12 protein-coding genes are annotated in these 13,764 nt (G+C 45.4%); 1 reads left to right on the top strand and 11 read right to left on the bottom strand.

Annotated features, from left to right (window positions below; translation table 11 throughout):
* Position 1 precedes the first annotated feature (1 nt).
* From rfbD to rfbB, 3 genes are read right to left on the bottom strand one after another with little or no spacing between them, the layout of a single operon-like run.
* On the bottom strand, positions 2-859 hold the full coding sequence (gene rfbD, locus B0I27_RS04240) for a dTDP-4-dehydrorhamnose reductase (RefSeq protein WP_106291765.1): 858 nt from the start codon (positions 857-859) through the stop codon (positions 2-4).
* Positions 856-1,545, bottom strand: a complete 690-nt coding sequence (gene rfbC, locus B0I27_RS04235) for a dTDP-4-dehydrorhamnose 3,5-epimerase (RefSeq protein ID WP_425428112.1) — start codon at positions 1,543-1,545, stop codon at positions 856-858. Before rfbC ends, rfbD begins: the two co-directional genes overlap by 4 nt.
* Positions 1,430-2,482 (bottom strand): dTDP-glucose 4,6-dehydratase, encoded by a 1,053-nt coding sequence (gene rfbB, locus B0I27_RS04230; protein WP_106291761.1) that lies wholly within the window; start codon positions 2,480-2,482, stop codon positions 1,430-1,432. The genes rfbC and rfbB overlap by 116 nt, the downstream gene beginning before the upstream one ends.
* Positions 2,483-2,962: 480 nt before the next feature.
* Between rfbB and B0I27_RS04225 the strand changes: the two genes are divergently transcribed.
* On the top strand, positions 2,963-3,328 hold the full coding sequence (locus tag B0I27_RS04225) for a helix-turn-helix domain-containing protein (RefSeq protein ID WP_106291759.1): 366 nt from the start codon (positions 2,963-2,965) through the stop codon (positions 3,326-3,328).
* On the opposite strand, the gene B0I27_RS04220 is transcribed toward B0I27_RS04225, so the two are convergent.
* From B0I27_RS04220 to B0I27_RS04185, 8 genes are all read right to left on the bottom strand, one after another.
* The gene (locus tag B0I27_RS04220) at positions 3,325-4,623 is read right to left on the bottom strand and encodes a WcaI family glycosyltransferase (protein WP_106291757.1); all 1,299 of its coding nucleotides are present in this window, start codon (positions 4,621-4,623) and stop codon (positions 3,325-3,327) included. The two genes, B0I27_RS04225 and B0I27_RS04220, sit on opposite strands and share 4 nt — an antisense overlap.
* Positions 4,624-4,654: 31 nt before the next feature.
* The gene (locus tag B0I27_RS04215) at positions 4,655-5,293 is read right to left on the bottom strand and encodes an LbetaH domain-containing protein (RefSeq protein ID WP_181276674.1); all 639 of its coding nucleotides are present in this window, start codon (positions 5,291-5,293) and stop codon (positions 4,655-4,657) included.
* Positions 5,274-6,485: a glycosyltransferase gene (locus tag B0I27_RS04210; RefSeq protein ID WP_106291755.1), complete on the bottom strand. Its 1,212-nt coding sequence runs from the start codon at positions 6,483-6,485 to the stop codon at positions 5,274-5,276. Before B0I27_RS04210 ends, B0I27_RS04215 begins: the two co-directional genes overlap by 20 nt.
* A gap of 31 nt (positions 6,486-6,516) precedes the next feature.
* Positions 6,517-7,887: a hypothetical protein gene (locus B0I27_RS04205; protein WP_181276673.1), complete on the bottom strand. Its 1,371-nt coding sequence runs from the start codon at positions 7,885-7,887 to the stop codon at positions 6,517-6,519.
* Positions 7,880-9,145, bottom strand: a complete 1,266-nt coding sequence (locus B0I27_RS04200) for a glycosyltransferase family 4 protein (RefSeq protein ID WP_106291753.1) — start codon at positions 9,143-9,145, stop codon at positions 7,880-7,882. The genes B0I27_RS04205 and B0I27_RS04200 overlap by 8 nt, the downstream gene beginning before the upstream one ends.
* A gap of 18 nt (positions 9,146-9,163) precedes the next feature.
* On the bottom strand, positions 9,164-9,772 hold the full coding sequence (locus B0I27_RS04195; protein ID WP_106291751.1) for a glycosyltransferase: 609 nt from the start codon (positions 9,770-9,772) through the stop codon (positions 9,164-9,166).
* 331 nt (positions 9,773-10,103) lie between these two features.
* A complete protein-coding gene (locus B0I27_RS04190; protein WP_106291749.1) occupies positions 10,104-11,390 on the bottom strand; it encodes a lipopolysaccharide biosynthesis protein in 1,287 nt (428 codons plus the stop codon).
* 7 nt (positions 11,391-11,397) lie between these two features.
* A complete protein-coding gene (locus tag B0I27_RS04185) occupies positions 11,398-13,761 on the bottom strand; it encodes a GumC family protein (protein ID WP_106291747.1) in 2,364 nt (787 codons plus the stop codon).
* Positions 13,762-13,764 lie beyond the last annotated feature (3 nt).

The raw sequence follows: 13,764 nt of genomic DNA, 5'->3' as shown, positions 1-13,764 counted from the left end.
ATTATGCTTTTAATACATTCATACACCGCACCAGGCTGTCTCTCCAGTAGGGGATTTCCAGCGCAAAGGTGTTTCTTATTTTGCTCTTGTTCATCGCCGAGAAAGCCGGCCGCATCGCTTTGGTGGGGTACTGGGCCGTGGTAATGGGCTGTACCTTTACCAGCGTGCCGCTGATATCGAAGATCGCCCGGGCGAAGTCGTACCAGGATATTGTTCCTTCGTTGCTGTAATGGTAGATACCGTACGCGCTTTTGCCTGATTCGATAATGCTCAGGATGGCATCTGCCAGGTCGATGGCATACGTGGGTGCCCCTACCTGATCGGCAATGATACTGAGCTCATCGCGCTCGGCTCCCAGCTTCAGCATGGTCTTGACAAAGTTGTTGCCGTACTCGGAGTACAGCCAGCTGGTACGCAGGATGTAATGGGCTTCCAGCTCATCCGTGATGGCCTGCTCGCCTTCGAGCTTGGTCAGTCCGTATACGCTGATGGGCAGGGCCTCATCTTCTTCGGTAAGCAGCTTTGGGGTATCGCCCTGAAAGACGAAGTCGGTGGAGATATGCACCAGCACTGCTCCATGGCTCTTGCACAGGCGGGCCAGGTTCTCTGCCCCGTCGCGGTTTACCCGGCGGGCCAGGGCCAGCTCTTCTTCGGCCTTGTCTACTGCGGTATAGGCCGCGCAGTTGATCACATATTGTGGAGCGTGCTCATTGAACAGGATTTCCAGTGCGGCTTCGTCCAGGATATTCCCCTGCTCTTCGGAGGGAAACGCGATATCCTGGATGCCCCGGCGGGTGGATACCATCTTCAGACAGGTGCCCAGCTGGCCTGAGGCGCCCAGTACGATTATTTTGCTCATAGCTTGTCCAGATTGGGCAGTACCTGGTCTTTCTCGCTCACCAGGAGCTGATCGGCGGGTACCTGCCAGTCAATATTCAGTGCCGGATCTGCATAATGCAGCCCTCCTTCGGAGGCTTTGTTATAGTAGTTGTCGCATTTGTAGAAGAACTCGGCGGTTTCACTCAGTACGACAAAGCCGTGGGCGAAGCCCCGAGGCACGAAGAACTGCAGTTTGTTTGCGGCGCTCAGCAGCACGCTGTAGTGTTGCCCGTAGGTGGCCGAGCCTGCCCGCAGGTCGACGGCTACGTCCAGCACTTCTCCGCTGATGACCCGTACCAGCTTGGCCTGAGCATGCTCACCCTGCTGATAGTGCAGGCCGCGCAACACGCCATAGCCGGAGGCCGACTGGTTGTCTTGTACGAAGTGTACCTTCAGGCCTGTCTGTTCGTTAAAGCGCTCCTCATTGAAGCTTTCAAAAAAGTATCCCCTGGCGTCGGGAAACACGGCTGGCTTGATGATCAGGCAGCCTTCCAGTGGGGTGGTAATGATTTCCATGTATGGATTTATCGTTGATGTATATCTTTTGCTCTTATCTGTCGCTGTATTGTCCCTGATAATAAGACTGGTAGTTGCCCGAGGTGACGTTTTCCAGCCACTCCTGGTTCTCCAGGTACCAGTCGACGGTCTTCTCCAGTCCTTCTTCAAACTGAAGGCTTGGCGTCCAGCCCAGCTCCCTTTGCAGTTTGCTCGAGTCGATCGCGTAACGCAGGTCATGACCGGCACGGTCGGTTACAAAGGTGATCAGCTTAGCCGACTCCCCTTCTGCCCTGCCCAGCTTGCGGTCCATTACCGCGCAGAGCGTACGGATCAGATCGATGTTCGTCCATTCGTTATGGCCCCCGATGTTGTAGGTCTGGCCGCTCGCGGACTGATGGAAGATCACATCGATGGCACGGGCATGGTCTTCTACCCACAGCCAGTCGCGGATGTTCTCCCCCTTACCGTAGACCGGTACGGGTTTGTTATTCTTGATATTATTGATGGCCAGAGGGATTAGCTTTTCCGGAAAATGGAAAGAACCGTAGTTATTGGAGCAGTTGGAGATGACCGTATCCATACCGTAGGTATCGGCGTAGGCACGAACGAAATGGTCGGAGCTGGCCTTGGATGCCGAATATGGGCTATGCGGATCATAGGCTGTCTCTTCGGTGAAGAGGCCCGTTTCTCCCAGGGTTCCGTAGACTTCATCGGTAGAGACATGGTAGAAACGGCGGCTGCTATAGTCATCCTTCCAGCACTGGCGGGCAGCGTTCAGCAGGTTGACCGTACCTACTACATTGGTCAGTACGAAATCCAGCGGACTGCTGATCGAGCGGTCTACATGACTCTCGGCTGCCAGGTGGATCACGGCGTCAAAACTTTCCGCCTCAAACAGGGACTGTATGAAAGCTCCCTCCACAATATCGCCCTTTACAAAGCGGTAGTTGGGCTTATTCTCTATATCCCGAAGATTTTCCAGATTCCCGGCATAAGTCAGCTTATCCAGGTTGACAATTTGATAATCAGGGTAGGTGTTTACAAAGCGTCTGACTACGTGGGAGCCGATGAAACCGGCGCCGCCAGTGATGAGTATTTTTTTCATATTAACTCTGCATTATTCTTAAAGTCCGCAAGATATTTCAATTTTTTATTTTTCGCGTTTATAACCCGAAATAAACAGACAATAATCTTTGCGGGGAAAAGCGGAAGCATTGAGAATTGGCGGAGGAAACCCATTTAAGAGATATTGTAGTGAATACAAACAGCGTCGGCTTACCCGTAACCAAGGACATTATTCAGACTAAGCACCGGAAAAAGTACATAATCCGCAGCTATGTGAAAAAACGAGAAGCCTTTTATACGGTATGGATATTGAACTTTTTGTATAGGAAAGAGATGTGGAGATAGGATTAAGAAATATGACGGCGATCATTTCTGAGAAAAAAGGAGCAGCAACGCCTATTATTTGTGTAATTAAATCCCCATGTGTAGATTTTAATACACGAAGTACATATAGACAAGGTGTATAATTAAGCGACATATCATCACATAAAGCAACAATATCAAATTAACAAAACTCTCAATTATGCAACATCACGGACAAATCATCGAAAAAGTAGTAAGAAGGAATGGACACTCAATTAGCGACGTAGCCCGCCTGACAAATGTCAACCGCAGATCCGTTTACAATTGGTTTAATCAACAACAACTAAAACCTGAAATCATTTTCAGGATCGGCTGTGTCATCAACCATGATTTTTCTGTCGAGCTTCCGCAGCTATTTACATCAGAAGATTTTGAAAGGGGATTTAAGAAAAGATCGTTTTTAGGAAACGAATTGACCGAACCTGATGACCTTTATAACAAGTATTACTGGAAAGACAAATACATCGACTTACTTGAACGCTACAATACCTTGCTCTCAAACAAGGTATCTGTAGCGATTTAACCAGCATTAGTCAGATCAAGATACTTCAGTGTATTTTGATCAACGGTGCTCGGTTCAGTTACATAAGACATCACATTACTTAAAATTTGATGTTTATTAAGATACTTTTCGGCATACCAGCGACCCTTCAGGGTTTCGTTGGTATAGTCGGAGATACAACAGTCCAGGATAGCATCTCTTAGTGCAGCATCATCTTCACTAGGTATTACCACGCCCATTTCGTGGTCAACTACAGCTTTGTAAAGGGAGGTCCCAGGGTCTGCCGTCACCAGAGCCAGCCCCCCAGATGATAATATTCCGGTAAGTTTTGAAGGCAGCATCAGATCAGCTGCATTCTTTTTTTGCAGGACAAGATGGACATCAGCCAGGTTCAGCAAGTTATTAAACTGATCCAGTGGCTGTAAAGGAAGAAAAGTCATATTGCTTAGATTTGCATCTGAGGCAAGCTTCATAAGCTGCTCTTTATAAGGTCCTATTCCGCAGATTACAAACTTAATGAAATGATGTTTTTCCATGCTTTTTGCAATGGGAATAAGGCTTTGCAAACCTTGTTTTTCTCCAATACTTCCTGAATAAAGGATGATCTTATCATCTTCGTTATATCCCCAGGTTTGTTTCAAGCCTTTTCTATTATTCAGCGGAAACAACTTCTGAGTATCCACCCAATTAGGGAACATGATGATATCCCGCTTAACCTTCTTCTGGACCTTCGCTTTCATCCCCCCGGAAATAGTACTTACATAGTCTACACGGTTTAATATATACTTTTCAAACTTCAGAAGGACTTTAAATGCGATATCAGCCTTAATTACCTTCAATTGTCTTGCCGCCTCAATTTGCATGTCGTGGATATGATAATCGATCTTTCCTCCTTTGAAAAAACGGTAAAACAATCCTAAGAAGCCGAGATGAAATGGAGGTGCCATTATAAAAATTTGCTGATGCCCTCTTTTAAACAGCAAATAAAAAATGACAAAAAACGAGCTTAGCAGGAAAGTCAGCTCCTGCAACACTCTTTTTGCTCCCGAGGGAACAGCAGGGACATACATAGGACATCTGTAAATACGAAGCTTAGCATCTTTTTCAGTTTCCATTTTATATGTCTTTCCAGAATACGGCTTTTGTACGCTCCAGTTTGGATAATATGGAAATGACGTTACCATGGTGACATCATAGTCTTTTTCGACCAGCCAGTCGACCATTTCGCCTGTATATTTGCCTATCCCGGTGAGTTCAGGAGCAAAATTAATTCCTAATATGAGTACTTTCTTTTTAGCGGTGATGTCTTTTTTCATGAGAGCAAGATTGTAACGTGTATGGGGAGGGTTAGATGAAGAGCGTTTTTTCTCCAGTGGATGAATAGGACTGCGTAACGCTTTCCTGGATTTCGGGACTGCCCGCTTCTAAAAAATTATGTCGCAACCGAATCGCCCTGGCCGGATTTCCAGCGTACACAGTCCATGCCTCCAGCTTCTTGCTGCTTAAGGAACCTGCGCCGAGAACACTTCCCTCCCGGCAATAGGCCCCCGGTAACAAGGTAGCTTTTGCACAAATCCATACATACGGTTCTAACCTGAGCTCCTTGGTGATATAGGTGAAGTCCTGAGAGTTGTAATCGTGAGTCGCTCCGCAGATATAGGCTGACTGAGAGATCGTCACGTGATGCGAAAGATATACACCACCTGGATTATAAATCTCAGCTCCCGGTCCGATGCGCACGACGTCTTCGGTCTGCAATAACCATGGAGCCCATATCGTCACATTCGGATAGATCGCATTTGCGCGTCCAATCCTGGCTCCGAACATACGCAGGACCAAAGCTCTCCACGCATGCAGAGGTCTTGGCGTCCATCTGCACAGCAAGGCCCAGGACACGATCCACAGCAAGCGCCTGAGACGGTTCGCAAGAGTGAATGTTGGTTGTAAATAAGGATCAACATCTTGATTACGCTGTAACAGGTCCATGTTCTTTATTTTTTAATTTCAATGCTTTGACTATTCGCTGCATAGCAGGCTCAACGGCGAAATGCTTTTCATATACACACCTCGCATTTTCTGCCATGCCCTCTTTCGCTTCAGCAGACATTTCAATCCAGTGTTTCAGTAACTTATAAGTACCTTGAGGAGTGTCATCTGCAACCACTGCAGCCTGCCCCCCGGAAATTTCTTTATAGATATTCACCTGGTTTGAGATCAGCACGGGTTTGCTGCAGGCAAGAGCTTCAGCGACCGCGATTCCAAAATTTTCCTGGTGGCTGGGAAGGATAAATGCTTCGGCACCGTGATAAGCAGCCCACTTCATGTTGCCCGACAGCATACCCGGGAATATGACGCGCTCTTTCAAGCCGGGATAACTATCCACCTGCTTGAGTATTTGCCTCCCATAAGGGGTTTCGATGCCGGGACCGGCAACCAAAAGCCTGGGCATCTCAGTTCGCGGATCAGTCTCCTTCAACCGGGTTAGCATTTCCCGATAACTATCCACCAGCATATCAACTCCCTTTTTTTCATGTATTCTACTGAGGAATAGAATATACGTCCTGTCACGAAGCTCAGGGTAGCAGGCATAAAAAAGGTCCATCATCTCGAGGCTCTTTCGAGGTGGTTCCTCCACGCCCAATCCTACCACCATTTCACTCTTTGGCTTGTAAGGACCGAAAGGCTCATATGCAAGCCTCTTCTCTTCTTCGCAAGTAAACATCAAGCCATTGGCAGAATTGACTACATGTCTTTCAAGCAATCTCCAGTATATTCTATTGCGAAGAGCCTTCCAACGGCGGCCCTTTGCCCTTTGAAAATAGGGATCAAGCATTCCGTGAGGCATCACATAATATTCAACTTTCACTTTTTTGATGGCTTTTAACAACGCAAACCCCGGATATTGCCATAGACCATGAACAATCACCTTATCATAACTTGACAAATTGTTAACGAGCCAGGGGTATAAGGCTTTATTGTAGCACCATGGTCCGGATCCCTTACCTAACGCGTGTATTATCATCGCGCTTTCTTTTATGTAAGCAGCGGCTGGCTCATCAAGGGTAACTATTTCATTATAAACCCCCTGCGGTTGCAGACCGGCGACTAATGTCCTTACCGCTTGTGACATTCCACCGAACCTCGGATCAAGTGATGGTATTACATGTAAAACTTTCATGTTTGAAATCGATTAGGTTAGGAAATATGTTTCAATGAGCTTGCAAGCTGGTTTCGTTAGAGCGAGTCTCGAGACTCTCCGGACTGCATAGTTCGACTCTTTTTAAAATTCTCCACAACGTTTTTTGCGGTTTCAAAGCGGCCAGGGTTAAACCTGCCATAAGCACATTAAATCCAAGGTTTGTCGGTTGTGCCCACTGCCCTTGTACTATTCCGACGAAGCTCGATGTAAACAACATCCAAGGGAGAATATCACCTTTAGAAACTTTTTTTATACTTTGTAAACCGATTTTTACAGCTAATGTCGTACGGATCAATATGGCTGTAATGCCGAAGAGGAGCCCCATTTCACCTATTAACCTACCCCATTCACCTTCAGATATTAAAAAGTCGGTCGAGTCACCGGTTAACAGCTGGGTACCGGCATTAGTACCCATTCCAATCCCCTGTCCAAAGAACGGAGCATTTGGAGACGCTAGCACCGCGTCATACATACCACCAAGAAACCTATCGATAAATGTTCCTTGCATCCCCCCCTCAACCTCTGAAGCTGAAGTAAATCTGGCCAGAAAGGCATCAATGGCCGGACCGAGTAATTCGGTTTTGCTCAACAATAGGACAAGTAGGGTCAATGAAGCCCCTGTTATCAGCATTTTCTTGACATATCTGGGATTCTGCCAGACTGCGACGAAAGCTGCCAATACCGTAAGACCCAGCATAAATGTCAAGGTTCTGCTAATGGAAAAAGGAATGGCTATTAAAACTCCAACAGAAGCCATTATCAGAAGCAGTTTGTTAATCTTCTCTGTCTTCAACCAATGATAGATACAAAAGATCCCGGCAAAGCCGAAGAAGTGAGCGGTACCATTAGTAAATGAGAAAGTTGCAGGCGGCCTCATAAAACCGTTCGCTCCCGAAAATCCCGCACCCTCTTCGCTTCCTCCAACACCCCAGTTCACGAATGCGGATTGCGGACTATAGAACTGGAATACTATCAAGATAGCCATAGGCAAAGTAATCCACAGCGTTACCTCCCCGATTTCAAGCACATCTTCGCGCCTAAAAATTGTCCCTATGACGAAAATGAGGGGGAAATGAAGAAGGAATATTCGTGCTCCATATACTGCGACAGTTAAATTTCCGTGACCTAAAGTCAGGCCGGCAACTGTAGCTGCAACAGTTAGCGCCATCATACCATACATCATCAAGCTGTTTGGTAAAACCCCCTTGTACCAGGAATATCCAATTAGAAAAATGGCTATTGGATCACGAACGACCAAAAGTGGGTCGGCGAGTTGTGGAAGTACCCATTTTCTTAATGCGCCTTCAAACAAAATAAGTAAAAAGTACACCCATATTGCCTGTTTTAGGACCTTAGGGGGGTCATTAGCAGTTTTATACATGATTGTAAAGCATTGGTGTTTGTTTTTCGCTAATCTGTTTAACGATAGTTGAACCGTAGTTTTCCCAGGTGTAGTTAGCTGCATGTTGTATCGCTAAATTACCCATCGATGGTATCGCTGACCGGTTGGCGAGGAACCAGCTGATCCTCTCTGCTATCGCTTCCGGCGAGCGGATCGGCACAAGAAAGCCTGTACAACCTTCCCTCACAAGGTCAGCACCGCCCGTATTTTCTGTAATAATAATCGGCAACCCCTGACTCATAGCCTCCTGCATCACCAATGCCCGTCCCTCGACTATCGACGGCAGGCAGAACACGTCACATGATCTCATCAATTCCAGGACCTGCTGATGCGGTCTGGCCGGCTCATATGTAAATGCCGCTAATTGCCGCCTATAGAATTCCATTGAAGTAAGCGGGAGCCCGAGAATTACCAGTTCGACTTCATCCGGACTAAACATTTTCATAGCATTAAATAGATCGCCGAGTCCTTTTCGCTGCCCCATGCTCCCAACAAAAAGCACACGCAAGGGCCGATCTGCATTTTTTTTCACCTTTAAGGGGCTTATCACCGCCTCGGGTGATCCAAAAGGAGACATGATTATTTTCTTATCGGCACACCACTCAGGCAGGGATTTTTTCACAAAGCTTCCCGGGCCAACAACGATGTCTGCCAGTTCCAGTTCTTTGGTCTTTCTTATCAGCTTCTCAGGCGAATCTTCAATGCCTCCCCCAAGAGTCACCGACCACGCCGGAAGTCTCTCAGACTCCTCGAGCAATAAACGCCTGCTAGTTTCCCAGTACGCAATAGGAAGATCGTAGATACATTTCAACCCCAGGTGTTTTGCCATCTTGAACGTTTCATACGCTCCATCCTCATAGGCGTATACCGCTTCAAAAGCTTGTGATTGTAATATGTCGGGAAGGCTGCTGGCGAAATTCCGGTCAAGATCTCTATAGACAGCATCAATGCTAGCTAAGCCATACTCTTTTCTTGTGAAAGCAGCAAGACCAAACTTAGGCAATAACAGCCTGGAAAGTTCCAGAAATGGCCTGGTCTTAACTCTTGCAGATAATCCAGGGTAGGACCTGCGTAACCATTCTTGCCTCAGACTCTTCGGTAGAAATTTCAACCAGGAAGAATCAGCAGTAGCAGCAACAGTTGTATTGAACCCTGCTAGCATTCCGACCTTGTCGAGAGTTTCAAGAACCGCCCTAACATTACGATTACCTGTGGGATGTGATAGAAAAATTTTCATCTACTTGATAGGTTTATTTTAGCCCTCTTTCAGCCAACTTTTCATATTAAGCTCAACTATCTTCCAGTTCCGCGTTCTCCAGAACCAATGATGCAGCTGCTTTTTACGTTTCTCATATTCTGGTGATCTTAATATCTCTGGCTTATTCATTAATTCTGCAGGTTTAAACAGAGCCTTCGCCGGGGGATCTGACAAGTTCGATGGCACGTCACAAATTACTGGAACTGCATGTGCGGCCAGAGCCGCAAACAATCCGGACTTTTTCAAAGCTTCCGGACTAGACGCAATCAGCGCAACTTCCGCTCGAAGCAATTCCTCCGAAACCTGCTCTGCTGGCAGGGCTCCTAGCTGGATCAATACATTTTCGCCCAAGTGATCTTTAGCAAACTGATATTCCTGATTGGAATAACTGTTATTAACCGGGCCAATTGCCAGAATACGCTTCAGGAGCCCCCTTGACTTCATTGTTTTTATAAAGAGTATATAGGTCTTTAAAGTCCAAAGACGTGTATGGGCGAGTCCGAATATTATCCAGTCTCCCTGCTGCCGTTCGCTTCTAATTCCATCAAATTCATGGGCCGGCAGTATATTGGCGCCAACGCGGCGTTTATGAACGTCTTTATTCATCGTGCTGTAAGTGTATATTTTAATAAATAGTTACCGTGTATGCGGCATTTTAATAATCAACCAACAAGTCAGCCCTCAAAACTCAGGGGAAGATGTCGGAAGTACATCGCTCAATGCTTCCGAAGTATCTTTTCTGCATTTTAAAACTCTGACTTACGTCCTTGCTGTCCTCCAGTTCCTATGAAGGCAATAAGCAGGACAAAGCTTAAAGCAACATCCTGTGGGCTTTAGTTGTAGGGTACGGATAGTCGCTCACTAGCATACATACAACCACGGCTTCAAGAATATTAAACCGACCTGTCAGTTGACTTTATCTTCTGCTAAGCAAAGCTTAGCTCCCAATCTTTTTAATTCTAAAAACACAATATCCGCCGTGCATAATAGCCTCAGAGCTCACGATAAAAAGCTGGAGGTTTATCATGCCCCTGATTGTGGAGATATCAATAAGTAATACTCCGAGGCCTATAGTGCATAGGCTTAACGTTATTAGCAAAGCGGGATTTATTGTCCAACCTCTGTTTGAATAGAGATTAAAAGCACTGCCCGCAATCAACCCAATACAGCTGGCTAGAACACTGAGGATCACCTCATCATTGAGGTTCGCGTACTGGGGGCCTAACACCCATAATATCTGAACTGAGAACGCCCAGGCGCCAACCATAATGACAACACATAGTACGAAGAGCAATAACACCACCTGAAAAAAGCGCCTTAGTAGCATATCCCTCTGTAAAGGCAGTCTCGCAAAGCGAGGCATTATAAGCGCTCCGAACAACACTGAAAAGAGATTAAATAGCATGGCTATCCTTCCAAGAGCTCCGAGTTGAGCTACTACCGATGTTGAGCCGTATACTGAACTAAGCCAAATAGTAATTTGACCAGACAAACAATAGTAAATTGAAGCCGGCATTATCCGATAGACAATCTTCAAAATGGAGGCTTTTATCTGTTTGTCGGCTTTAGTACTAAAGTCGGCATGTCGAGAGGCAAGAAGCCTCAGTTTAAAATTCATCCAAATCTGTGGGATCCCAGACACCAGAATAGCTATAAAAGCCCAAGGCATAGCAAAAAGACAAACACACAGCAATGCTAACCTGCCCACGTTATTCTGTACCTGCAACTTCTGCAATGGCGCTATTTCCTGACTCAGCTTCGGTACAATCTCTAGTAAAGACCCTGAAATTGTCGCCAGGAAAGCTGGAATTAGCGATAGGGAAATTAGGCAACACAACATCCAACTTGCATCGTGACTCCTCAACATATAAAAGAGAATAGGAAGCACGACGATTAAACTAGCAATTGCGAATTTCTTGCGAAGTAGAAGCGATGTATTGAGAACGCTTCCTAACCTCCCTTTATCTGGCCAGGATTTTGCACCTTCAGACATTGCTCCAGTTGTCACACCTCCATCATTCAGAACAGCCATTGTGCCTAGTACAGCGTTAGCGATGGTATACAAAGCATACTCCTGAGTAGACAGCATTCTTATAACCAGAATACCACAGGCGAAACTAGTAGCCTGAACAATTAGTTGAGCCGATCCCGCCAGGGAGATTACTCTAACCCAGTGCTTGAGCCTTGAAGTCTTTCCGTTTAAATAGAGCTGTTGAGTCGACACTTGTATATTAAAATCTGCTGGCTAAATCTTTTAAAAGCTTACGGGAGTTGAGAGACCTCGATTTTGAGTAGTTATAATAACTATAGTCGTAATTATAACCATAACCTGTACGATTTCTTTGTATCCCATTAAATACCATATGCATTGCAGGTATCATCTTTTCTTTCTTGAGCTGTTTGATAAACTGCACTTCGGCTTTACTTGTAACACCCTGACGTACCATGTAAACTGTCAGGTCACTTACCCTTCCGAGAATCATTGCATCAGTTACAAGATGCAATGGGGGAGTATCTAATAAGATATCATCATAGCGCTCTCTAAGCACTGCGATCAACTCAACCAACTTTTCCGATTCCAAAAGTTCTGCTGGATCGTCGACAAAAGGTCCTGCTGCTATGATAGAAAGATTTGACCTGACTTGAGATGGCTGAATAATCTGGTCAATCGTTGCGTCCCCCCGCAGATAATCCGTGATCCCGGGATTCTCTTTATCGAACTTAAAATACTTGGCCATCTGCGGTCTTCTTAAGTCAAGTTCAAGAATCACAGTACGTTTTCCTGACGCCGCAATCGACACAGCAAGATTATTCGAGATAAAGCTCTTTCCCTCGCCCGATATACTAGAGGTGAAGAGTGTTACCCGACTCTCTTCCCTCTTTCCATATACATGAAACAGGTTACTCCGGAGAGAGCGGAATTGCTCGGCAAGGGCGAATGTATTCCGATCCAATACAACTATGGATGAATCACCCTCTTCTTGAATCAATTCTGCCAGGACAGGTACCTCTGTCAACTTGAGTTCTTCTGTATCGTATATCTTGTTTTTCCATGTCTCCCGAAAGCTTATCAGTCCGACCGGTAACAAAAAGCCAAACATTATAGCGATCGACAAGGGAACTTCTTTTTGAGACTTCGGTCCTTCGTAATACGCCGACTCAATAGTGTTTATATCACTTATGGTTGATGCATACTGCAAACCTATTTCTTCTCGTTTTTGTAACAGGTACACATAGAGGTTCTCCTTGATGGCTTGTTGGCGCTTGATACTTAAATACTGCCTCTCCTGACCTGGAATGTTCTTAATTGATGACTCTGCTTTGAAACTAAATCCCTGCAGCTGCTTGCGGGTTGCCAGTAACGATGCTTTTATCGCTCCGATGTTTCCTTTAATAGCATTTTTAGTACTTTGAATTTGACTATTGAGAGGAGCAAATAGCGGATTGTCTTCGGGTGTAGTCGCTAACAACTTATTGCGTTCGAGATTAAGAATTGCCAACTGACTGACTAGATTGTTTAAGCCCGGATCCTCAATCCCCAGTGTAGCTGGTGCGTTTCCATTACTTCCAGCTGAGTTGATATAGTTTTCGATACCATCTATTACGTTTAGCTGAACGTTTACCTTATTCAATTCACTGTCGCTTTCCTGAACGCTTTGTAAGTATGCTTGTGACTGAGAGGAGATATCGGTAAGTCCCTGGCTACTTTTATAGCCCTCTACATCTTTCTCTACACTCGTCAATTCTCCCGTTACATCTTTCAAACGATCGTCAATAAAACTCAAAGTACTTTCAGTGACCTTGTTCTTTTCTTCGATATCGAGCATCTTGTAACTCTTTATGAGATGATTTACTACCATGACTCCGCGTTCCGGATCTGTATCTATTACATCGATATCAACTATCGGAGCTGATTTATTGAGTGCAACATTTAATTTTTCAATCCAGGCGTTCGTAGCCTCTTCAGGGCTACTTAGTCTTACAATCACATTTTTACCAACATAATCGACAAGGTGAGCCGTTGTATCGAGCTTCCAGGTACCGAAAGCATTATTACTAGTACTATTAAAGGGAATTCGTATTTCGTTTCCGCCGGGTTGAGTGAGTATATAATAGTCCAAACTCTCGATATAAATATTGAAGTCGCGTTCGACAATTGGTCGCTTCTGACTTAACAATTTAAAACGTACAGGAGACGTGGTATTCACTTCTTCTTCGCCATATGTACTTTCGACATAATAGGTAGACCAAAGTTGAAGTTCTTCTACGACTCTACCGACCAATGCACGGGTTTTAAGTTTCTGAACTTCACTTTCCATTGCTTTAGGAGATTGGATTACTGTAATTTCCTGAAGGGCGGTCTTCATGTCACCAGCTTTGGTATCGTCTTTAATAGTAACTTTTGCCCGAATGCTATAAGATGGAGGTTGCGAGGCAACATACCACAATGCCAGACCAACGCAAAGGGCCGTTATTAGCAGGAAAAGCGGCCAATGATAGAGATATTTTCCAAATATTGATCGTAGGTCCTTTGTAGATCTCCGCTTGTCCTCTTCCTCAGTTACGGGAGCCAGATATATTTGTTCGGTTTTCATAAA

The organism is Arcticibacter pallidicorallinus, from assembly GCF_003002875.1.
In the GTDB taxonomy this organism is placed as follows: domain Bacteria; phylum Bacteroidota; class Bacteroidia; order Sphingobacteriales; family Sphingobacteriaceae; genus Arcticibacter; species Arcticibacter pallidicorallinus.
This window is presented reverse-complemented; position numbering and strand designations above follow the sequence as displayed.

What these genes read in the sequence shown, in the direction of transcription:
- B0I27_RS04210 (WP_106291755.1), bottom strand. Translation starts at nt 6,485, where the DNA reads ATGAAAGTTTTACATGTAATACCATCACTTGATCCGAGGTTCGGTGGA.
- B0I27_RS04200 (WP_106291753.1), bottom strand. Translation starts at nt 9,145, where the DNA reads ATGAAAATTTTTCTATCACATCCCACAGGTAATCGTAATGTTAGGGCG.
- rfbB (WP_106291761.1), bottom strand. Translation starts at nt 2,482, where the DNA reads ATGAAAAAAATACTCATCACTGGCGGCGCCGGTTTCATCGGCTCCCAC.
- B0I27_RS04185 (WP_106291747.1), bottom strand. Translation starts at nt 13,761, where the DNA reads ATGAAAACCGAACAAATATATCTGGCTCCCGTAACTGAGGAAGAGGAC.
- B0I27_RS04220 (WP_106291757.1), bottom strand. Translation starts at nt 4,623, where the DNA reads ATGAAAAAAGACATCACCGCTAAAAAGAAAGTACTCATATTAGGAATT.
- B0I27_RS04195 (WP_106291751.1), bottom strand. Translation starts at nt 9,772, where the DNA reads ATGAATAAAGACGTTCATAAACGCCGCGTTGGCGCCAATATACTGCCG.
- rfbD (WP_106291765.1), bottom strand. Translation starts at nt 859, where the DNA reads ATGAGCAAAATAATCGTACTGGGCGCCTCAGGCCAGCTGGGCACCTGT.
- B0I27_RS04205 (WP_181276673.1), bottom strand. Translation starts at nt 7,887, where the DNA reads ATGTATAAAACTGCTAATGACCCCCCTAAGGTCCTAAAACAGGCAATA.
- B0I27_RS04215 (WP_181276674.1), bottom strand. Translation starts at nt 5,293, where the DNA reads ATGGACCTGTTACAGCGTAATCAAGATGTTGATCCTTATTTACAACCA.